Below are 18,339 nucleotides of genomic sequence, written 5' to 3' on the forward strand. Positions count from 1 at the left end.
CCAACACCAAGTCCTGGTCCGGCTACACGCTAAAACCAGTTTCCATTAGGCCAGTCATAACTACCTTAAATTCAATAATGAGTGGCATTTCCATCTTCAGACTTTTCCCTCTCACCTTCTCATTGCTATTCGCAGGATGCGACCTTTCGGGATACGGCGGGAGCTTGTCTACGCCGACCGCAGCACATGTAGATTTCACCGATGAAACCCTTCTCAAATTCAATTCGAGTCTATGCTCTACACTATTCCGCTATCTTGCCGGAAACCCACGATGGGAAATTCGTGAAGAACGCGGCCTCAAATATGCCGTCCGGCTTGAGCTCGTTAATGGCACTTATGAAACCACTCTGAATGGTTTCTACAGCTCCAGCGATTATGAAAATTATCACCAAACCCGAGTCCTCCTTTCCTTTGGTAGACCTTACGGATTTGGAGTCGAACGCGGGAACACCACAAAAGTAAGGCCCGGGGCAAAAGACGTTCCCCTTACAATAGAAGCAGAACACGCGGGCACTCCGGGCAATTCCTCGTATGCCATTATCGAGGGTGCTGGGTTTTTCCTAGAGATCTACGATCAAGCACCGGGCTTACGTAGAGAGTTCACACAAGCTGCGTTTAACGAAGTCTGCACAGAACTCAAAGACGTGCTATCCTATCGTGAAGAAATCGATAAAACGGGCGTCTTGCCCGTGCCGGCCCGCTACCCCGCTCCCTTGCCCGTAGAAAAGAAGTTCGTCGTCAAAGATGGCATGCAGCCCGGCATTTACCTCATCGACGCGGCCATTGCTCCCACTCAACAAGGCTTCGCCTACGTAAAAGCTTTCGATGTCAAAACGGGAGCCCGGCTTTCAGCCCAACGAATGACTCCAAGAACAACCCGCCACGTGGGGTGGTCCAACGAAGGAAAGTCGTTCTTTCCTTATAAATCGGAGTTGACGGTATACGAAGGCGACTGGAGCCACACTTACGAAGCCCGGTTTGAACTTTGGCACAGCCCCCTCAAAGGCCCCGAAATGAAACTCGCAGAAGCAACCAGGACTATAAACGGATGGGAAAGATAACCGTCGAGCCAAAGGGGTCAGGCCTTCAGTATTCGAAAAAATAGATATTCCGCATGATCGAAGCCGCCATGAACTGCTCAGAACCTAGAAGTCCAGCGTAAGAGGCCCATTATCTGACGCCCGTGAATTACTATCGCTACTGCTCCGCCGCCATCAGCCCTTACACTCGGGAACGGTATGGCATTTTCATCTCCGTCTGGCATCTGATCCGCGACAAAAAGGTGACTGCCGAGGAAGAGGCCGCCTACTGGAAAGCCCGCGCCTGGTTCGAGACGCACCTGATCATTCCCCCTTTCTACAAAGAGGGGAATCCCGACCGCGCACTTACGTGGTTCAAAGCAACGGCCATGGACTGCCACATCGTTCAGGAACTGAAATTCTACCGGGATCTTGCGCAGAAATACGGCGTGCAGATCGACCTCGTCTCCACCGATGCGCCTGGCGAAATTATTTACGAAGACGACTATCAGATCGGGGCTTTGCAAAAGAAGGCCTTACAATCGACATGACCATTCGCGACCTCGCCCTCGCCGACATTCCGCCCTGCGCACGACTCTTCACAGACGTTTTCTCCAATCCGCCGTGGAGCGAACACTGGACAGAGACCTCGGCTCTTCGGCGTCTGGATGATTGCGCGCGCACCCCGCACTTTCTCGGACTTCTCGTCGAGGATGAACGCGGACTGTGCGGCTTCGCCTTCGGCTATTCCCAATACTATCTCGACGAGCAGCACTATTACCTGCTCGAGCTATGCATCGACACCGCCCGGCAACGGCAAGGCGTGGGCGGCGCTTTGTTGACCGCGTTGAAGGGCAAAGCCATTGAATCCGGCATCTCACGTCTTTACACGCTCACGGCTCGCGACACTCCCGCGCAGGATTTTTATGCAAAACACGGTTTCTACGTGAGTCCCAAGATGATCATGATGGCCCACCGCCTGTAACTGGAGTCCGGTTGATCAGACCCCATCGGCATCGCACGCACAACCCGCCATGAAACTCACCGAGGACCTGAAATCGCCGCGGCTCATCCACGCGAAAGGGTTTCTCTTTCTTCTGCTCGGGCTCATCGGTGTCACCGGAATCTTACTTGAGTCCCCGCATTTCCGCACGGTGGTGCTGCTGGGGGTCTCGATCTGGGCGTTCTGCCGTTTCTACTACTATCTCTTTTACGTCCTCGAACGCTACCTCGGCAAATCCACGCCTTACGCCGGCATCTGGGACGCGCTTCGGTTTGTTTTTAAGCGATAATACCCATCGACCTGAAACCAGCGGATCGAATCCGTTAACACCTTCCCTTACATCATGACCAAATCCATTCCTGTGTTGTTCGCACTCGTAACGCTGCTCGGCTTGTCCGGCTGCGTCACTCAGCCAACGGCCACCACGCCTACGGCGGCCACCTCCACGCTGGGCGATCGAGCCACCTATAAATTGGAGGAAATCGTGGTTTCGCTTCCCTTGGCCGGAAGTCAGGGCCCATATCAAAATCTGCATATCACGTTGGCGGTTTTCATCAACCCGCTGCGCGAAAGCTATTCCTACGACTACGAAGCCCAAGGCCTCGTCCGCCGCCTGGAGCCTCGGATCAACTCCACCGTGTCAGCCTCCTTGCTCGAGTTGGACACCCAAACCATCGCCAACACCAAGGCTCTGCGGATCAAGGCAATCGCCGAGGCCGAAAAAGTCCTGGCTAACACACTCCGCAACTGGACGTATGCCGCGGACTATAAAATCGAGATCAATGTTCTGAACATCTATTGGACGGATTCTTCCGGCGGCCGCGAACCCAGCCCGGCATCCCGCTGGTAATTCACCCTTTTCCCATAAGTCCCTTTCCATGAAAAAAGTCCTCTTCCTCCTTTCCCTCTCGTTCATCACCCTGCTTACCTCGGGTTGCGCCACGTTCGGCAAACCGAAGGAGATCGATCCGGCTACTGGCCGAATCAAAACCCAATCAATTTACGGTCAGGTCAAACCGACCGTATTACGAAGCGACAGCATTCATATCGGCACCTATCGCGACATGATTCTCGTCCTCGGTGGTGACGACTTTGTGGTCCAGCAAACCATCAACTTTGGCTTTTTCAAAGAAGTCGTCACCCGTGAACAGCTGGAGCAAAAACTCATCCGCGACAAAAAGACGGATATCGTATCAGACGTGAGCGGCCTCCTTTCCTGGAAAAAAGTGGCCGACAACTACAAGCCGTTTCTCGTCCTAAAACCCGCAATTCGCCGTGAGGGCCGAGATACGTTTATGAAGTTTACCGTGTATGCCGCCGACACCGCCACCCAAGTGTTCGAGGCCGAAATCGAAATGGATTTCGTCTGGAAAGGCATCAACGACGACATCGTTTTTTATCCGCTCTACAACTCCTTCATCGATTGGGTCAAAGCCCAGAAGGAGTAGACACTCGAAGCCATTCGCTATGGCGCACACTTAAGCTAAAAAGCCGCAGCGGCTGATCTCGCCTCGTCGTTTATCGGCTGTTTTTTGGCCGCTGGTTTCAGCACGGGTTGCCCTTAAAAGTGCCCCCGCCGCTCAATCTCTTTCCGCCACCACGTAAGTGTCCTCGCGCTTCGGTTTGTCGTCGCGGCGATAGAGAATCTTGAAATCCGCCCGTTGCTCCAGCTCCACGCCCGAGGCATTGCAGGCCACCACTCGCGCCGGACCCGTGATTTCGTCCGCACTGCCGACAAATCGCACGCGGCTGCGGTCATAGAGAAAATACGCCTCGCCCCGAGACTTCTCGGTGAGGCCGGGCGAAATCAGGTAAAGCGGGGCTGTCTGCGGCAGCGCCTGCTGTTTTTGGATTTCCACCGCGACGAGCACGCAGAACTCATAGTGCTGATCCCTCAATTCCTGATCGTAAACGGTCGAGCTGAAAAACGACCATAGATTCCACCCCGCCAACACGAGCACGAAGCCTGCGACCGCCACCTTGATCGCTGGTGCGAAGCGAACCGGTTTCCATTCCAGCATCGCCTGGATCAACCCGGCCATGAGCAGGAGGCAGCAGGGCACCACGCAATAAACGCGGTAACGCGCCACCACCGGAGTCATCACGCCCGCCAGCGCGATGGTGGCCAAAATCGCCAGCACCGGAAACCAGCGCGACGGATTCGCCCTCGCCCGCACCAAAGCGAAAACGATGGCCGCCAGACACAGCGCGCTGGTTCCCCAATCAAATATCCCGCGGCGGTCGGTGATCACCCCGGGAACGGCATCCTTCACCCAAAGCGTCATGCCCTGCTCCCAAACGCGCCCTGCCATCTCGGCGACTTGCACGCCGATGGGTTTTGCGGCCGAACGCGCCAGCACATCGTTTACGAAATTGCGCTCCACGCCCTCGGCGAGGTTGAGCCAGCCCGTATTGGCCAGCGCGATCCAGCACGGCAGCGCGACCACGCACATCAGCACCGCATACGCGAGTGCCAGTCGTCTCGCGGCCCAGAGTGCATGCAGACGCGGACGCACCGCGCACGTCCACGGCGCTTCGGCGGATAAGCCCTGCGCCAGCAACAGCAGCATCCAGATAAAGATCAGCCCGCCCGTGAGCCGGAACGACAGATACTCGATCAGGAGTAATCCGTTGCACACACCCGCCAGGCCAAATGCAAATAGCGAACGCCGGTCGCGCGCATACAGCAAAGCGGCCAGCGACAGCGCGACCGTGGTGACCGGCGCGTAAGTTTCCATCGCGGTGCGCCCGCTCGCGATCACGTAGGTGTTGGTCGCCAGCAACAGCGTGACCAGCAAGGCGGCGCCCTCGTGCCGGCAGAACCGCAACGCCGCCAGAAAAAACACCGGCACCGCCAGGCACGACCAGATGACAAACGGCCAGCGCAATCCCAGCATCGTGCCGCCGTTTAAGCGCAGGCCGGCTTCGCCCAATAAATTGATAATCGGGAAATCGGGATCGAGGAGATGCTTGTGGATCGAGTCATGTGAGAGCTCCCCCGTCTGCGTCTCCTCCACGACGCTGACGTCCGCCGGCGGGTAAACCTCCAGCTGCGTGACGCGCGCGGTCACCGCGATCACCATCACCAGCGCCAAACCCAGCCACCCCGCGCGGCTGAGCTTTAAGGGTGGAGCCGCGCTTTGCACCGGTTTGCACAACCACCCAAACAGCGCCAACCAGAGAGCGATGATGCCAAACTGAAGAAAAAAACCGGCCCTGAAATTAAGATTCCACGCGTTGACATACCAGGCGTTGGCGAGCACCAGCAGCACGGGACTTAGAAGGATAAACGTCTTTTTCATCGCCACAGGTAAGATGCCCAACGGCCTGCGAACGAAGGCGGTTAGCATGTAGCGATGCAATCCTTAGGAACGCGCGCCGGGCGCGGATCAACCACTATTGAGTTCGTCCAAAATACCCGTTCAACATCACCGCCCACCCAAGAAGGTCGGAGTAACCCCAAAAAAACATGTCACTTCACGACGCCATCGAGATTAAACAGCGAGAAGCCGATTTGAAGAAGAGCCCCTGGCTGAAACTGGCGGGCGTTGGTCTCTTTGTCATCGGCATGCTCATCCTCGTTTCCACCACGACCGATGCTCACGGCAGGCCTCCGCAAGCGAAGGATCTCTATACTTGGGTGATGATCGCAGGCGGAGTCCTTTATCTCGCCTACTGCCATCACCAGCACAGCCGGCGGATCGATGTTCTGGAGTTGGAGCTCCTGAAACTCCGACGTGAACGCTCATTCAAAACCCAGAATGACCAGCAGGGCTAAACGCTCCCGATGAAAAAACTGCTCACCACGTTGCTGCTTTGTTTGATCGCATGGGTCACGCGCGCCGAAGACGTCATCCCAAGCAGCGGAGACTGGCTCCTGCCCAAGGACGTTTATGGCCAGTTTCGATTGGTCCCCAGCAAGCAGATCCGCCATGTCACCAAGGAAACCGAATGGAACGGCCCGTGGTCCCGCTATCCGCGGTTTTCGCTGAAGGTCGGCTCCGAGCACGGCCATCAAACCAGCCCCGGTGATTTCCATTACGTTGACCCGAAAATCACCCTGCAAGGCTTCACCCAGACGAGTAAGGAAACCCACTCGACCACCGTTAAATTATTCGACCGCGCCTCCAGACCGGCCGACATCAAGGTTAACTTTTATCCGGCGCCAGAGCTCGTGAGTCTTAACCAAGACTATCTGGCGGCCACGGTTTCCGGCGACAACGCACTGGTAACGTGGAATCTCTTCGTGCGATTCACGGAGGAGAAACCCGACTACATTAAAGAGGCACCTAAAAAGTGACCCATTCCTGTCGGCCGGTTAAGACCAACACCCTCCGCTCCAAGGCGCACTTTAGCCCGTGCGCCTTTTTTGTGCTTTTAGGTCGTCGTCCAGCCTGCGCCCCCCTGAACCGATTATCGCAAATCAGCTAATTAAACATAGCCAACCAACCAGCGTCTTGCATCTTTCATAAAAAGCATGCCCGAACCGACTTCCCCCACCTACTTTCGTCGCCTGAAGGCGATTTGTATGGGGCGCGTGGAGGAGATCATTCCGATACTGGAGGATCGTTCGCCTCGCTGGGGGCTGTTTTGCGCGGCGGTCATTTTGGTTGGTTGCGGTCTGTATGGAACGTCCGTGGGTCTGTGGCGCTCACCGCTTCAATCGGTTTATACCGGCGTTAAAATCCCTCTGCTGATTTTCCTTACCTGTGCAGGCAACGCCCTCCTTAACGGCATGCTCGGACAAGTGCTCGGCTCGGGACTCGGGTTTCGGCAGGTGTCCACCGTGATCATCCTGAGCTTCACCACGGCGGCCTGCATCCTGGGTGCATTCAGTCCGCTCGCTTTCTTCGTCCTCTACAACACACCGCCACTCGAATCCCTCGACGGCAGCACCGGTCATAGCATCACGCTGGTCACGCACGTCGTGCTCATCGCCTACGCAGGCATCATGGCCAATTACCGGCTGCTGGCCCTGCTTCGGCATTTTGCCCCCAACCGCACCACGGCACTGACCACACTTCTCGCCTGGCTCGGCGGCAATCTCTTGCTCGGCACGCAACTCTCCTGGGTGCTGCGGCCGTTCATCGGCTCGCCTAGTCTGCCTGTGGAGTTTCTCCGCGCCGCACCCCTGCGCGGCAATTTTTTCGAAGCACTCTGGGCCGCCCTCCAAAATCTTTCGTAAGCCATTCAACTCATCCACACCATGTCCGACGCCAATTCCCAACCCACCCCGCCCGCCATCCCCCACTCCGAACCCCTGCCCACCGGGGCAACTTCGCCCAAGCCCGTCGCGCCGATGAACTACACGAGCCTGGCGGGAATTCTTGAGGCGTTGCTCAAGCAACCCGGCGCGTTGCTCAACGAGCTCAGCGGAGACCGCCGCGGCGGCATCATCAGCCGGCTCATCGCCCTCATCCTGATCTGCGGCTGTATCTATGGCGTGGTCATGGGGAGTTTGAGCGGAGGCACCCAACTCTGGGCCGCGCCCGTGAAGCTCACCACGGGCTTGTTCTTCAGCGTGCTGCTCTGCCTTCCCAGTCTTTATATTTTTCTGTGTCTCAACGGCGCTGATGTGCGTCTGGGCCAGATCTGCGGCGCCCTCCTTGGCATGGTCGCACTCGTTACGTTGCTCTTGATCGGCTTCGCGCCGGTCGCGTGGATTTTTTCCCAGTCCACGGACTCGGTCGTGGTGATGGGCATGCTGCACCTCGTTTTCTGGATCATCGGCCTGTGGTTCGGCATGCGCATGATCAAAGGCCTGCTCGCCTACAGCGAAAGCGCCGATCACGGCCACCTGAAGGTATGGATTATCATCTTCGTTTTGGTGTCGCTGCAAATGACCGCCGTGCTCCGTCCCCTCATCGGCACCGCCCCGACGCTTCTGCCGACCGAAAAGAAATTCTTCATTCAACACTGGTTCGACAACATGAACGAAAAAGACCGTTCACGTTGATATCCCCTTCCTCGGTTATTCCATGAATCTCATGAAAATCCTCTCACTGCTTTTTCTTGCCGCTTCTTTCGCCTCAGCCGAAGTGGTCACTCAACTGTCCGTGGACGGCACGAATCTACCAACCACCGTCCAAGGCATTCCTTGGATTAGGATCACCAACTATGGAGGTCCCAGCGGCAATCCTGATCAGGGCATCGGCGTAAGCTACCGCAGCGAAGCCATGAAAATAGACCTCTACGTCTATGACTCCCTAAACTCCGATTGGGCCAAGCTTCCACTCAAAGAAAAGATCCAGCACGAAAACAAAAGCATCCCTGAACTCTTTAATCAGCTCACCGAACGAGGAGACTATTCCAACGTGGTCATAAAGCCTTCCGAAACCCTGCGCGTTGGCAACCGGACCTTCATACACACCGAGCTCAGTTTCACAGATAAAGACGCAGGCGATCTCAACTCCCATTACTATCTGGCGGAGCTGAACGGAAGAATTCTAAAAATACGCATCTCCTGTCCGCTAAAATCCGATCCGGCCCTCGTCCAAAAAGCTTTCAAGGAAATAGCCGCCTCTGTCGCTGGTAAGTAATAATCTAATCCGTTTAAGCCGAATCCGTGAGCTCGATTCATTAGCTGCTGAATCGTCATCCGGTCATCGTCCACGGCGGATCCGTGGAATTGTGCGAGCTCCCCAAATCCTAAAATGGCCAGACGCCTTCCTGAAAAGCCATCAGCCCAGACCAGCGAGCCCTTCATCCAAAACCACAAGGACGGCAGTCTGTGGGCGACGGGCCAAACCAAGGACGGACAACCCACCGGCTACTGGGAATGGTTTCGCCGCGATGGCACCCGGCTCCGCTCCGGCCATTTCACCGCGGGCGTTCAGACCGGCGAGTGGACCACCTACGACAAAACCGGCCAGGTTTATAAAGTCACCGTCATGAAGCCCAAGAAGCCCGCCGTGCGCTCAAGCCCGGGCGGCGCCGGTAGCTGACGATTATTTGCGACCTTCGTCGGCATCGTGGATGTCGAAGCAGGTCTGCAGGTCATCACGATGGCCCAGCCCCAGATTGATTTTGCGCTGACGGATGTCGTCGGATTGCTCGTCGCGCCACCCGCGTTTCGTCATGAATGCGTTGAAAATCAGGCTCTCTTCTGCGGACGGGCGCCGTCCTTGTTCAAAGCACTGTTCCAGTGCGCGCAAGTCGTCCGGTTCTGACAGCGCCACCGCGACGATGCGGTCGTAATCCAATTGGAGAAACGTGCAGATCCGTGCATCCATGCCGCCCCGGCGATTATAGTCAGATGGTAGGCGACCGGCGGCGTGCAGCCGGATTTTATCCAGCATCCGGCCAAAGAAAACCAACCCACCCACCTGGTCATACGGCGATCTCAATCCTTCAATGTGCATACGAAACCTTCGTCACAACCCGTTCCAAATACCATTCTCTTTTAGCCAACGCGCACAACGCCGCCTCGCGATTATTTACGAAATCGAGTGACGTGGACCGCAGTCCCTGTGTCTTCTCAGCCCCTCCTGCATTCGCAGCGAGCCAGCCGTAACACGCGCACACGTCTCATTTTTTCATGCCCACTCCTTTTCTCGCACGCGCCGTGTCCGCCCTTCGCCGCTTCTTCGGTCGCCCCCCTTCGGCTGAGGACGCGCATCGCGATAACAACCGGCTCTACTTTTCAGGCATGCACCAACAGGAGCGCATGCTGGCCGATCGGCCGCGCATGGATTTCTACCACACTGCGATCGAACGTCACATCCACCCCGGCGACCATGTGATCGATCTCGGCACGGGCACAGGCATCCTCGCTGCATTTGCCTCGCGTCGCGGTGCCGCCCGCGTCCACGCGCTCGACCACTCACCCATCCTGAAACACGCCCGCAGTCTCGCCGTCGACAATGAGATCAAAAACGTCGATTTCATTTCCGGCCACAGCAGCAAGTTCACCCTCGATAAACCGGTCGATGTGATCCTCCACGAACAGATGGGCGACTACCTGTTCGACGAGGCCATGATCCCCAACGTATGCGATCTGCGCGATCGCTTGCTCAAGCCCGGCGGCCGCATCCTGCCCGCGTGCTTCGAGTTCTATTGCGAGCCGGTGCAACTCGACACCACCCGTCACGTTCCGTTCATCTGGAACCTCAACGTCAAGGGCTACGATTTCTCCTCGATGGAGCGTCAGCGTCCGCAAGACACCGACTACTACCGCCTTTGTGGCAACGACGGCACGCTGGTTGAGCATTTCCTCGCAGAGCCGGCGCCGGCCCTCACCTTCGATTTGCACACAGTCAACGAAGCCACGCTGCCCAAGGATCTGCGTATCCAAAAAACCGTGACCAGTCCGGGGCGTATCGACGGTCTCGTGGTTTACTTTCGCACGACGGTGGACGACGACCTGCAACTCAGCTCGGCACCCCATGATCCGGGCCGCGCGCCGCACTGGGGCTTTCGCATCCTGCGCACCGAACCGGCCGACTACGCCCTTGGTGACGTGATCGAGGTGAGCCTCACCGTGGCCCGCTGGCACGACGTGGACACCTGGCGCTGGGCCCATGCCCCCGCAGCCGTGTCAGTGTCCACGGAACCGGCCCTCGTCTGAGCGACCTGCAGACGCCCTCAAGCTCGACAACCCGAGGCACTGGTGAAGCCTCACGTCACTCGAAATCACATGAACGAAGCCGAGATCATCCGTTACATCGTAGAGAACTTTCCCGGGGTTGAAGCCGCCACCGCCGACGGCAACACCTTCTTTTTCTACGATCCTGAGCGCAAGTTGCCCTTTGCTACGATCGTCGCCAACGACGACTACGACACGGTATCCAACTTGGGCCGACCCGATGTTTTTCGACTCAATGTCGGCGTGAGCAAAGCAACCTGCGCACAATTGTTCTCCGTGGAAAACGCCACCTTCGACTACACCGCGCTGGATACGCTGATGCCCCACCCGATCTACGCGAAGATGCACTGGCTGTGCATCCTCAGTCCTTCGTCAGCCACGTGGGAAACCACGATCATCCCGCTCGTCATGGAAGCCTACACGCTGGATGTCGGCCGGCAGGCACGGCGCGCATAAATTTCGCCCTTCTTACTTATGAAATCCTCCAAGTTTCCTTTCTACATATGGCTCGGCGCCCTGCCGTTCTTCGTCGCCAATATCTGGCTCGGCACGCGCAATCTGCCTGATCGTATCGCCACGCATTTCAACGCCGCCGGCGAGGCCGACGGTTGGATGTCCCGCGATGCGCACTTGGTCAGCTTTATCGCACTCGGTCTCGGCATGTCGGCCTTCATCATCGGGCTCTGCTTCGCAATTCGCTGGTTTCCCGCGGACAAGCTCAACGTGCCCAACAAGGCGTTCTGGCAAAAACCCGCCAACCGCGCCGTCGCGATGGGTTTTCTATTTTATCACGCCTTCTGGCTCGGCGCGCTGTCCTTCGCATTTATCGCGGCGGTGAACTACTTCATCGTGGCCGCCAACCAAAACTCCGCCTCAATGCTGGCCACGCGTGGACTGCAAATCACCTCGGGCCTGTTCATCGTCGGCGTGATCGCGTGGAGCTTCCTCCTCGTGCGATTTTTCCAGAAAACCAAGCCGGGCGCCTGAAGCAGTTTAGGTAGCGCGGTTGATGAAGATCATCAGCACGCGCACGGCCTGCACGCTCGCGAGCAAGATCGCGACGACGAGGAAGATTTTGGAGAACCCGAATTTCACCTTGGGTGTGTCCGCCACGACCTGCTGGTAGTTTTTGGACAGGATCTGTTTTCCCTGCGGGCAATAGGCCAGATACACGCCATAAAGCGTGATGAGCAGACCGACGGGCAGCGCGAAGATTTTGATCAGCGCGATCGACACGATGAGTGCCGGTTGCCCCTCGGGACGCGTGATCATCGAAGCGATGCAGATCAACGCCAGCGCGCCCACCGCGTAACGCGACCACGGGGCCAGCGTTCGAAAACCGTAGCCCACGACGGCATAAAGCGCACCGAGACCGGCGAACACGCCCGCCGCCCACAACGTGTGCGGCCACGTAAACGCGCCGTGCCACGGTTTCACGATCACGCCGGTCAACGCGGCCAGCACCAATCCCGCCGCCATGAAATAATAGAGCTGGCCCGTGGCCAGGATCGTGCCCTCGTGCCGGGAATTCGTCCCGCGGACGCCCGTGGCTTTTTTAGTGGTGCTGTTGGCTTTGCTCATAAAATGGAGTGTAAAACGCAGGCGGCAATCAATGGGATCACGTCTTGCGCAGCCGTCATGCGGCCCAAACCACCGAATGAATGCGAGCCCATTTCTTGCCGGCAACTATTGGGAATCTTCACCTGCCTGCTCGCCTCGACGGCGACACTTGGTTTGCTCGCACCACCGACTATTATGACGAACGATCAGCCGATGCAGGAGTTCTACGACTGTCTTGATCGTTGCAATGAGACGACCACGATCGAGGCGCGCGCCACGTTGGAAGCCGGCCTGTGGGCGCGCTTCGGCACCGAGCAGACGGTTCTGGTGCTCGATATGGCCGGGTTCACCACCAAGGTGCAAACACACGGGCTGCTCTTCTTCCTGCGAAAAATCCGCTACATGCAAAAAACCGTCGGTCCGTTGCTCACACAGTGGAACGGCCGGCTTGTAAAGTTCGAGGCCGACAACGTCTATGCAGTCTTCACCTCCAGTCTCGACGCGGTGCGGTGCGCGTTGAGCATCCACGAAGCCTTTCACAATCTCACCAACGGCCTGCCCGACGTGGACAACGTGGTGGTGAGCATCGGGATCGCGCGCGGTCGCATCCTGATGATTCCCGGTCACGATTTTTTCGGAGACGCGGTCAACCTCGCCTCCAAACTCGGCGAGGATCTGGCCGGTCATCGCGAGACGTTTATCAGTGCTGATCTACTGGCCGACGTGAGCGGCGAGCCAGGGATCAAAGTCGAGCCCTTGGACATGGCGGTGGGTGGCATCCGACTCGCGGCCGCCCGCGTTTCGCGCATTGCGTGAGGAGGGACAACTCATTCGCATCAGACCGATGACAATCCGTATCAAAAAAATCTCCCCCGTTCAGTTGGGCAAGATGCTGGCGGTGATCTACGGACTGGCCTCGCTGATTTTCGTGCCGTTTTTCCTGATCATGGGATTGCTGGCCAGTTTCGCACCCGGCCCCGTCGAAGGCTCGGCCTTGCCGGCGGCAATCGGCCTGGGGCTCGGCATCGCGTTCACGCTCCTGTTTCCGGTGATGTATGCGTTTATGGGCTTCATCACCGGACTGATCGGCGCGCTAATCTATAACCTCGTCGCCGGCTGGATCGGCGGGATTGAAGTCGAAGTCGAGTAACCCCGCCGCGCCGTCTTAAGCGGCGCGTTTAGTTGGAGCGAAACCCGAGCGCATCCAGTTCGCTCAATTGGAACGGCGCGCTGGCGATCACCTCCTCCAACTTGGATAACGCATCCGCCTGTGAAGGCACGTCGCACATCGCCGCGCCGTCCTCGCCGTCGTGAATGCTCAACGACCACGAACCGGCGCCCGTCTCCGCGGAAGCCTCCAACACCGAGCCATAAAGATAATTACCCGGAAGTCCGGTGTGCGGACCGCAGCCGGGCACCAGAAAAAGCGAATGCACCGGATCACGGGTGACTTCGCCGCCGTGCTTGACGCGGTGATGCAGGGTGCGGCCGACGACCAACGTGCGGCGTTCCTCGGCCTTGGCCCGCAGTGCCTCGGGCAACGACTGCACATAGCGGCTGAAGATGCTGGCGTCGGGCTCGAGTTGGCCGACTTCCACCGTTCCCGCCTGAACCGCCTCAAAGTTATTCGCGTAAAAAGCAGGCTGCGTTGCCAGCGAGCGCACGGTCACGTGGCCGCCCTTGTGGTCCGCCGACACATAGACTTGGTGCGAAGCGATCAGGCGCTTGAGGGCATCCTGATAAGTGGGCGTGTGCGGCACCGCTCCCACGGGGCTGCGCTCAATCATATCAAGGACGGTCTGATCACTCTGGGCATGGGGGTCGTGGGACATCGTCCTGACTCATAATTCGGCAAAATGCCGAACACGAGGCCCATTTACACTGGCGGTTGCGCGCCGTCCGGCGCCACCCGTCACACGCTCACTCCACCACTCGGCGCACGATCGCGCGGCGAGGCACGGATTGAATGGTCATCACGTAATCACCGTTGCTCAACGGGAACAGCTCGACCTTCGGCGCGCGGCGCACCGGAGCGGCCCGATAGGTGCCTTTGTCCAGGACTGTCCAGCGCTGGCCATCTTCCAAGACCAGCACGGTGCCTTCCGACCAGCCCGACATCGTCCCGGCAATCTTGCCGTTCAAAATCGCGGGCTTGGCCGGTGCGGCAGGAGCGACCGGAGCGACCGGAGCGGTGGCGGCGGGCACAGACACGGCAACGACTTCGGCGGCCGCACGCGTTTTGGCGGCGACCAACTCATCCAGGCGCGCGCGTTCGGCGGCGGTGAGTTTGTCCAGTCCGGACTCCTTGATTTCGACCTCGGAAAGGCCGTGGGAAAACGACTTTTCCTCCGCGCCCGCGAGCGGGATCGACAGGGCGCAGCAGATCAAAAGGAATCGCATCATGAACCCCATCTCAACGCGGCACGCCCGACGGCGCAACGGAGTTTTCCCGAGGCCTGCAACGCCCGCAATTTGCGTCACCTGATTAATACCTGAAAACCGGCACTCCACGCTTGCCAATGTTTTTTCAGGGGCGTCACTTTGCCTCTCCGTAAACGCCTTAACTCGTAGTTCGCATGGCCGGCCGACTCTCCACTCTTCTAGATCCCTCCCGCATCCGCCTGCAGGTGCAAAGCAACAAGCGCACCGTGGCGCTCAACGAGATCGCGCGTCTGCTCGACGGTCATTCCGACGTCACCAATTTCCAGGGGTTCTATAACGAGCTGCTCGCCCGCGAACGCCTCGATACGACCTGCCTCGGCAACGAGATCGCCCTGCCCCACGCCCGCACCGAGCACGTCCAGAAAATCGTCATGGCCGTCGGCCGCAGCGACAGCGGCGTGTTGTTCGAAAACAGCAACCAGACCGTGAAGCTGATGTTCGTCCTCGGCACCCCGAAGTCCAACCCCACCGACTACCTCCAGGTCGTCAGCGCGCTCTGCAAGATTTTCAAGGACCCGTCCAACCGTGACGCGCTCATGAACGCCGCCACGCCCGAGCAATTCATCCAGGCGATCGTCACCGCCGAGGAAAAGCTCCTGTCTCCGGCCTGAACAATGCCCAGCTTGGGCTTGCCGCCTGTCATTCCCGCGCAATCCTCCTCCGCGCGGCATGATTCATTCGTTTATCTTTAGTGACGGCAAACTCGTCGGGCGCGATCTCGAGATCGAAGCCCTGCGCCTCGTGCGTTCCGACAAGGGACTCGTCCTGTGGGTGGACCTCGAAAACCCCACCGACGAGGAGATCAAGTTTGTCCTCAGCGAAGTCTTTCAATTTCACCCGCTCGCCATCGAGGACTGCGTCACGCCCAGCGCGCTGCCCAAGCTCGAGGACTACGATGATTACCTTTTCATCGTGATGCATGCGGTGGACTTCACCCGCACCGAGAAGTTCAACACCACCGAAATCGATTTCTTCCTCGGCAAGGACTACCTCGTCACCTTCCACCACACGCCGCTTAAATCCGTGACGTCCGTCATGGACCGCTGCGTCAAATCCACCGGCATCGTCGCCCGCGGCCCCGACCGCATCGCCCACATGGTGCTCGACGCCCTGGTCGACAACTTCAAGCCCATCACCGACGAGCTCCGCGGCGAACTCGAGCTCATCGAGGAAACCGTGCTCGGCGAAGGCAGCGACAACCTCACGTCGAAACTCCTCGAGGTGCGCGGTGAGTTGAACCACCTGCGCCAGATCGTGCGCCCCCAGCGCGACATCGCCGCCCGCCTCGCCCACGGCGAGTCGAAGATCATCCGCTCGATCATGTATCCATATTTTCGCGACTTGCGCGACAACCTCGTGCGCATCGACGAAACCGCGGCCAGCTACGCCGACCAGCTGCTCATCTCCTTCGATCTTTACCTGAGCAAATCGGGCTTTGCCGCCAACGAAGGCATCAAGGTCCTCACCGCGCTCACCGCCATCACCCTGCCCGCGATCCTCATCGGCACGTGGTATGGCATGAACTTTTCGCACATGCCGGAGCTGCAATCGCGCTACGGCTACCCGATCGTGGTCGGCCTGACCGGCACGCTCACCGTCATCATGTGGACGTGGTGCAAACGCCGCCGCTGGATCTGACCCGCCGTCATGATCACCACGCTCGTCTATCGCGACACCAAGCTCGCCGGCTACAACCCGCCGGTCGAGTCACTGGCGGCCCTGCATCAAGAGCCCAACGTCATGCTGTGGATCGATCTCGCGGCGCCGACGCCCGAGGAGATCAAGGCCATCTTCGAAGATCTCTTCTCATTTCATCCGCTCGTCATCGAGGACTGCGTGAGTGATTCACCGCTGCCTAAACTCGAGTCCTACGACGACTACCTCTACTTCGTCATGCATGCGGTGGACTATTCGAAGACCGACAAGTTCACCACGACGGAGCTCGACCTCATCCTCGGTAAAAATTTCCTCGTCACCTTCCACCGGTTGCCCCTCAAGCCCGTGCAACAGGCCATCGAGCGATGCCAGCGCATGACCTCCATGCCCGTGCGCGGGCCCGACCGCTTCGCCCATACGCTGCTCGACTACATGGTCGAGGCCTACAAGCCCGCCCTTGAAGAACTGCGTGGCGAGCTCGAGGAAATCGAAAGCGCCGTGCTTGCCAACACCAACGCCCGCGAACTGTTCCCGCGCGTCGTCGCGTTGCGCAAAGAGCTCGCGCAACTCCGCCAGATCGTGCGCCCGCAGCGCGAGGTCGCCACGGAGCTCGCGCAGGGCAAAGCCCGCCTCGTCCGCCCCGCCATTCTACCCTACCTCCGCGATCTCTCCGAGGATCTCGCGCACATCGAAAATCAGGCGATCTCCTGGGCCGACCAGTTGATCCTGTCATTCCGCGTCTACCTCAACAAATCCAGCCATGAGGCCAACGAAGGCATCCGCGTGCTCACCGCGTTGACCGCGCTGACGATTCCTCCGCTTCTCGTCGGCGGCTGGTTCGGCATGAACTTCGCCCACATGACGGAGCTGGAAGGCCGCTTCGCCTACCCGCTCGCCGCCGTCTTCACGCTCGCCAGCATCGGCGGCATGGTCGTGTTCATGCGCAAAAAGCGCTGGTTATAACCGCCGCCGTTTAACGTCGCGGAAAACTCGCGCCTTCACGCCAGCGTCCTTCCACCTGCACGATTTTCGGGTCCGCCGGCACACCCCATTCATCGTGTTGCAACTGCCCCGTGAGCAGATTCACCGCCGCGCCGCCGAGACGGTCATAACCGGGTAACACACCCGCCTCTCCCGTGTCATCCGCCCACAGGAGCAACTTCACCAGCGCCGTATCCTGCGGCACCCGAATGCCTGCGCTCGCAAATTCATCCACGCCGTCCGCCGTGCTCAGCACGACATCGGGCCGGTGCCTCGCAAACCACTCCGACAATTCACGCGGGCTCGCCTGATCACGTCGCAAGGGCGGCACGCGCTGCACCGCCGGCACCTCCTGCTGATAGGCAAGAAACGCCGCGAGATGCAGATCCTCCATCGCCGCCTCGGCATCGCGACCGGTGACCAGACCGATCTTGCGCGCGCCGTCCGCCGTAGCCTTGGCCAGCGCCAGCCGCGTGTTCCGATAATGATGCGTCACCACGCGATGCAACGCCGGCACCGCCACCGAATACCCCACGGTGACCGCCGCAAATTTTGCCCAGGGAAAATCCACCACCGAGCCATGTCTGCCGGTCGAGCCCACCACCAATCCGCGGATGCCGCGCGCGATCAACATCTGCGCAAGCCGCTTCGGCGTGCGCCCCGGTTCATACAGCCAGAACTCCTCCGTTTCATAACCCAATTCGCCGGCCCGCGTCTCGGCGCTGCGCCGGAAATCGCTCAACGCCGGCACATCGCGCCAGTAATCGCAATCCTCGTGCACATTTAAAAATGCCAGCTTCCCCGCATACCGCCGACCGCGGCCCCCATGCAGATGCGCCATGAGTTTGGCCAGCGTAGGATCGGGCCGGTAGCCGAGCGCATCGGCCACCTTGCGAATGCGCTCCCGGGTCGCCACCGCGATGTTCGGATCATCGCGCAGCGCATACGACACCGCCGTCCGCGACACACCCGCGCGTCGTGCGACTTCGGCAATCGTGATCCGTTTTTTTACGTCAGCCATCTGAACGATTCAGAAAACCCTTCATTGCTCCCGCTGTCACGCCCGCAATCCTGCTGGTTTTATTACTTAAACT

Annotated in this window: 26 protein-coding genes; 20 read left to right on the plus strand and 6 right to left on the minus strand. The window is 58.8% G+C overall.

The window, feature by feature from the left end; genetic code table 11:
* Positions 1–77: 77 nt before the first annotated feature.
* From FPL22_RS08080 to FPL22_RS08105, 6 genes are all read left to right on the plus strand, one after another.
* Entirely contained in the window at positions 78–1,061 is a 984-nt protein-coding gene (locus FPL22_RS08080; protein ID WP_203235130.1) for a hypothetical protein, read from the plus strand.
* A 122-nt stretch (positions 1,062–1,183) separates the two neighbouring features.
* A complete protein-coding gene (locus FPL22_RS08085) occupies positions 1,184–1,570 on the plus strand; it encodes a hypothetical protein (protein ID WP_144229581.1) in 387 nt (128 codons plus the stop codon).
* The gene (locus FPL22_RS08090) at positions 1,567–2,004 is read left to right on the plus strand and encodes a GNAT family N-acetyltransferase (protein ID WP_144229582.1); all 438 of its coding nucleotides are present in this window, start codon (positions 1,567–1,569) and stop codon (positions 2,002–2,004) included. Before FPL22_RS08085 ends, FPL22_RS08090 begins: the two co-directional genes overlap by 4 nt.
* 49 nt (positions 2,005–2,053) lie before the next feature.
* Complete coding sequence (locus FPL22_RS08095) at positions 2,054–2,311, plus strand: hypothetical protein (RefSeq protein ID WP_144229583.1); 258 nt, start codon at positions 2,054–2,056, stop codon at positions 2,309–2,311.
* Positions 2,312–2,365: 54 nt separating this feature from the next.
* Positions 2,366–2,872, plus strand: a complete 507-nt coding sequence (locus tag FPL22_RS08100) for a hypothetical protein (protein WP_144229584.1) — start codon at positions 2,366–2,368, stop codon at positions 2,870–2,872.
* Between the two features lie 28 nt (positions 2,873–2,900).
* Entirely contained in the window at positions 2,901–3,470 is a 570-nt protein-coding gene (locus FPL22_RS08105; RefSeq protein ID WP_144229586.1) for a hypothetical protein, read from the plus strand.
* A 132-nt stretch (positions 3,471–3,602) separates the two neighbouring features.
* On the opposite strand, the gene FPL22_RS08110 is transcribed toward FPL22_RS08105, so the two are convergent.
* A complete protein-coding gene (locus FPL22_RS08110; RefSeq protein WP_144229588.1) occupies positions 3,603–5,324 on the minus strand; it encodes a hypothetical protein in 1,722 nt (573 codons plus the stop codon).
* Between the two features lie 167 nt (positions 5,325–5,491).
* On the opposite strand from FPL22_RS08110, the gene FPL22_RS08115 reads away from it, so the two are divergent.
* The 6 genes from FPL22_RS08115 to FPL22_RS08140 all read left to right on the plus strand — a co-directional run bounded on the left by FPL22_RS08115 (position 5,492) and on the right by FPL22_RS08140 (position 8,966).
* Entirely contained in the window at positions 5,492–5,800 is a 309-nt protein-coding gene (locus FPL22_RS08115) for a hypothetical protein (protein ID WP_144229590.1), read from the plus strand.
* Positions 5,801–5,809: 9 nt separating this feature from the next.
* Positions 5,810–6,322 carry a hypothetical protein gene (locus FPL22_RS08120; protein ID WP_144229592.1) on the plus strand — a complete coding sequence of 171 codons (513 nt, stop codon included), beginning with the start codon at positions 5,810–5,812 and terminating at the stop codon, positions 6,320–6,322.
* A gap of 177 nt (positions 6,323–6,499) precedes the next feature.
* Positions 6,500–7,207, plus strand: coding sequence for a hypothetical protein (locus FPL22_RS08125; RefSeq protein ID WP_144229594.1), 708 nt, complete (start codon positions 6,500–6,502; stop codon positions 7,205–7,207).
* 21 nt (positions 7,208–7,228) lie between these two features.
* Positions 7,229–7,978: a hypothetical protein gene (locus FPL22_RS08130; RefSeq protein ID WP_144229596.1), complete on the plus strand. Its 750-nt coding sequence runs from the start codon at positions 7,229–7,231 to the stop codon at positions 7,976–7,978.
* Between the two features lie 31 nt (positions 7,979–8,009).
* Positions 8,010–8,561 (plus strand): hypothetical protein, encoded by a 552-nt coding sequence (locus FPL22_RS08135; RefSeq protein WP_144229598.1) that lies wholly within the window; start codon positions 8,010–8,012, stop codon positions 8,559–8,561.
* Positions 8,562–8,675: 114 nt separating this feature from the next.
* Positions 8,676–8,966, plus strand: coding sequence for a toxin-antitoxin system YwqK family antitoxin (locus FPL22_RS08140; RefSeq protein ID WP_144229600.1), 291 nt, complete (start codon positions 8,676–8,678; stop codon positions 8,964–8,966).
* 3 nt (positions 8,967–8,969) lie between these two features.
* Here the strand turns inward: FPL22_RS08140 and FPL22_RS08145 are convergent, their stop codons facing one another.
* Positions 8,970–9,383: a DUF5069 domain-containing protein gene (locus FPL22_RS08145; protein WP_144229603.1), complete on the minus strand. Its 414-nt coding sequence runs from the start codon at positions 9,381–9,383 to the stop codon at positions 8,970–8,972.
* 176 nt (positions 9,384–9,559) lie between these two features.
* Here FPL22_RS08145 and FPL22_RS08150 point away from each other — a divergent pair, with 176 nt between their 5' ends.
* The 3 genes from FPL22_RS08150 (at position 9,560) to FPL22_RS08160 (ending at position 11,593) form a co-directional block, all read left to right on the plus strand.
* On the plus strand, positions 9,560–10,588 hold the full coding sequence (locus tag FPL22_RS08150; RefSeq protein ID WP_144229605.1) for a methyltransferase domain-containing protein: 1,029 nt from the start codon (positions 9,560–9,562) through the stop codon (positions 10,586–10,588).
* A gap of 69 nt (positions 10,589–10,657) precedes the next feature.
* Positions 10,658–11,062, plus strand: a complete 405-nt coding sequence (locus FPL22_RS08155) for a DUF6194 family protein (RefSeq protein WP_144229607.1) — start codon at positions 10,658–10,660, stop codon at positions 11,060–11,062.
* An 18-nt stretch (positions 11,063–11,080) separates the two neighbouring features.
* Positions 11,081–11,593, plus strand: a complete 513-nt coding sequence (locus FPL22_RS08160) for a DUF1648 domain-containing protein (protein WP_144229609.1) — start codon at positions 11,081–11,083, stop codon at positions 11,591–11,593.
* 6 nt (positions 11,594–11,599) lie between these two features.
* Here the strand turns inward: FPL22_RS08160 and FPL22_RS08165 are convergent, their stop codons facing one another.
* The gene (locus tag FPL22_RS08165; RefSeq protein WP_144229611.1) at positions 11,600–12,187 is read right to left on the minus strand and encodes a hypothetical protein; all 588 of its coding nucleotides are present in this window, start codon (positions 12,185–12,187) and stop codon (positions 11,600–11,602) included.
* A gap of 174 nt (positions 12,188–12,361) precedes the next feature.
* On the opposite strand from FPL22_RS08165, the gene FPL22_RS08170 reads away from it, so the two are divergent.
* Together FPL22_RS08170 and FPL22_RS08175 are read left to right on the plus strand one after the other, a co-directional pair.
* Positions 12,362–12,982, plus strand: a complete 621-nt coding sequence (locus FPL22_RS08170; RefSeq protein ID WP_144229613.1) for an adenylate/guanylate cyclase domain-containing protein — start codon at positions 12,362–12,364, stop codon at positions 12,980–12,982.
* 28 nt (positions 12,983–13,010) lie between these two features.
* Positions 13,011–13,316, plus strand: coding sequence for a hypothetical protein (locus FPL22_RS08175; RefSeq protein ID WP_144229615.1), 306 nt, complete (start codon positions 13,011–13,013; stop codon positions 13,314–13,316).
* Between the two features lie 28 nt (positions 13,317–13,344).
* Here the strand turns inward: FPL22_RS08175 and FPL22_RS08180 are convergent, their stop codons facing one another.
* Entirely contained in the window at positions 13,345–13,998 is a 654-nt protein-coding gene (locus FPL22_RS08180) for a hypothetical protein (RefSeq protein WP_144229617.1), read from the minus strand.
* 88 nt (positions 13,999–14,086) lie between these two features.
* Positions 14,087–14,569, minus strand: a complete 483-nt coding sequence (locus FPL22_RS08185) for a hypothetical protein (RefSeq protein ID WP_144229620.1) — start codon at positions 14,567–14,569, stop codon at positions 14,087–14,089.
* 173 nt (positions 14,570–14,742) lie between these two features.
* Between FPL22_RS08185 and FPL22_RS08190 the strand changes: the two genes are divergently transcribed.
* Genes FPL22_RS08190 through FPL22_RS08200 form a run of 3 tightly spaced genes read left to right on the plus strand, consistent with a single transcriptional unit; the run spans position 14,743 to position 17,227 of the window.
* Positions 14,743–15,219, plus strand: a complete 477-nt coding sequence (locus tag FPL22_RS08190; protein WP_144229622.1) for a PTS sugar transporter subunit IIA — start codon at positions 14,743–14,745, stop codon at positions 15,217–15,219.
* Positions 15,220–15,277: 58 nt separating this feature from the next.
* A complete protein-coding gene (gene corA / locus FPL22_RS08195; protein WP_144229624.1) occupies positions 15,278–16,246 on the plus strand; it encodes a magnesium/cobalt transporter CorA in 969 nt (322 codons plus the stop codon).
* A gap of 9 nt (positions 16,247–16,255) precedes the next feature.
* Positions 16,256–17,227 (plus strand): magnesium transporter CorA family protein, encoded by a 972-nt coding sequence (locus FPL22_RS08200; protein ID WP_144229626.1) that lies wholly within the window; start codon positions 16,256–16,258, stop codon positions 17,225–17,227.
* A gap of 10 nt (positions 17,228–17,237) precedes the next feature.
* Here the strand turns inward: FPL22_RS08200 and FPL22_RS08205 are convergent, their stop codons facing one another.
* Positions 17,238–18,266, minus strand: coding sequence for a LacI family DNA-binding transcriptional regulator (locus tag FPL22_RS08205; RefSeq protein ID WP_144229628.1), 1,029 nt, complete (start codon positions 18,264–18,266; stop codon positions 17,238–17,240).
* Between the last annotated feature and the right edge of the window lie 73 nt (positions 18,267–18,339).

This window comes from Rariglobus hedericola (assembly GCF_007559335.1).
GTDB classification, from domain to species: domain Bacteria; phylum Verrucomicrobiota; class Verrucomicrobiia; order Opitutales; family Opitutaceae; genus Rariglobus; species Rariglobus hedericola.

Coding starts and splice junctions, on each gene's coding strand:
- FPL22_RS08200 (WP_144229626.1), top strand. CDS start 16,256: ATGATCACCACGCTCGTCTATCGCGACACCAAGCTCGCCGGCTACAAC.
- FPL22_RS08150 (WP_144229605.1), top strand. CDS start 9,560: ATGCCCACTCCTTTTCTCGCACGCGCCGTGTCCGCCCTTCGCCGCTTC.
- FPL22_RS08115 (WP_144229590.1), top strand. CDS start 5,492: ATGTCACTTCACGACGCCATCGAGATTAAACAGCGAGAAGCCGATTTG.
- FPL22_RS08180 (WP_144229617.1), bottom strand. CDS start 13,998: ATGTCCCACGACCCCCATGCCCAGAGTGATCAGACCGTCCTTGATATG.
- FPL22_RS08185 (WP_144229620.1), bottom strand. CDS start 14,569: ATGATGCGATTCCTTTTGATCTGCTGCGCCCTGTCGATCCCGCTCGCG.
- FPL22_RS08090 (WP_144229582.1), top strand. CDS start 1,567: ATGACCATTCGCGACCTCGCCCTCGCCGACATTCCGCCCTGCGCACGA.
- FPL22_RS08080 (WP_203235130.1), top strand. CDS start 78: ATGAGTGGCATTTCCATCTTCAGACTTTTCCCTCTCACCTTCTCATTG.
- FPL22_RS08100 (WP_144229584.1), top strand. CDS start 2,366: ATGACCAAATCCATTCCTGTGTTGTTCGCACTCGTAACGCTGCTCGGC.
- FPL22_RS08175 (WP_144229615.1), top strand. CDS start 13,011: ATGACAATCCGTATCAAAAAAATCTCCCCCGTTCAGTTGGGCAAGATG.
- FPL22_RS08130 (WP_144229596.1), top strand. CDS start 7,229: ATGTCCGACGCCAATTCCCAACCCACCCCGCCCGCCATCCCCCACTCC.
- FPL22_RS08205 (WP_144229628.1), bottom strand. CDS start 18,266: ATGGCTGACGTAAAAAAACGGATCACGATTGCCGAAGTCGCACGACGC.
- FPL22_RS08135 (WP_144229598.1), top strand. CDS start 8,010: ATGAAAATCCTCTCACTGCTTTTTCTTGCCGCTTCTTTCGCCTCAGCC.
- FPL22_RS08145 (WP_144229603.1), bottom strand. CDS start 9,383: ATGCACATTGAAGGATTGAGATCGCCGTATGACCAGGTGGGTGGGTTG.
- FPL22_RS08190 (WP_144229622.1), top strand. CDS start 14,743: ATGGCCGGCCGACTCTCCACTCTTCTAGATCCCTCCCGCATCCGCCTG.
- FPL22_RS08110 (WP_144229588.1), bottom strand. CDS start 5,324: ATGAAAAAGACGTTTATCCTTCTAAGTCCCGTGCTGCTGGTGCTCGCC.
- FPL22_RS08155 (WP_144229607.1), top strand. CDS start 10,658: ATGAACGAAGCCGAGATCATCCGTTACATCGTAGAGAACTTTCCCGGG.
- FPL22_RS08160 (WP_144229609.1), top strand. CDS start 11,081: ATGAAATCCTCCAAGTTTCCTTTCTACATATGGCTCGGCGCCCTGCCG.
- FPL22_RS08125 (WP_144229594.1), top strand. CDS start 6,500: ATGCCCGAACCGACTTCCCCCACCTACTTTCGTCGCCTGAAGGCGATT.
- FPL22_RS08095 (WP_144229583.1), top strand. CDS start 2,054: ATGAAACTCACCGAGGACCTGAAATCGCCGCGGCTCATCCACGCGAAA.
- FPL22_RS08140 (WP_144229600.1), top strand. CDS start 8,676: ATGGCCAGACGCCTTCCTGAAAAGCCATCAGCCCAGACCAGCGAGCCC.
- FPL22_RS08105 (WP_144229586.1), top strand. CDS start 2,901: ATGAAAAAAGTCCTCTTCCTCCTTTCCCTCTCGTTCATCACCCTGCTT.
- FPL22_RS08120 (WP_144229592.1), top strand. CDS start 5,810: ATGAAAAAACTGCTCACCACGTTGCTGCTTTGTTTGATCGCATGGGTC.
- FPL22_RS08170 (WP_144229613.1), top strand. CDS start 12,362: ATGACGAACGATCAGCCGATGCAGGAGTTCTACGACTGTCTTGATCGT.
- FPL22_RS08165 (WP_144229611.1), bottom strand. CDS start 12,187: ATGAGCAAAGCCAACAGCACCACTAAAAAAGCCACGGGCGTCCGCGGG.
- corA (WP_144229624.1), top strand. CDS start 15,278: ATGATTCATTCGTTTATCTTTAGTGACGGCAAACTCGTCGGGCGCGAT.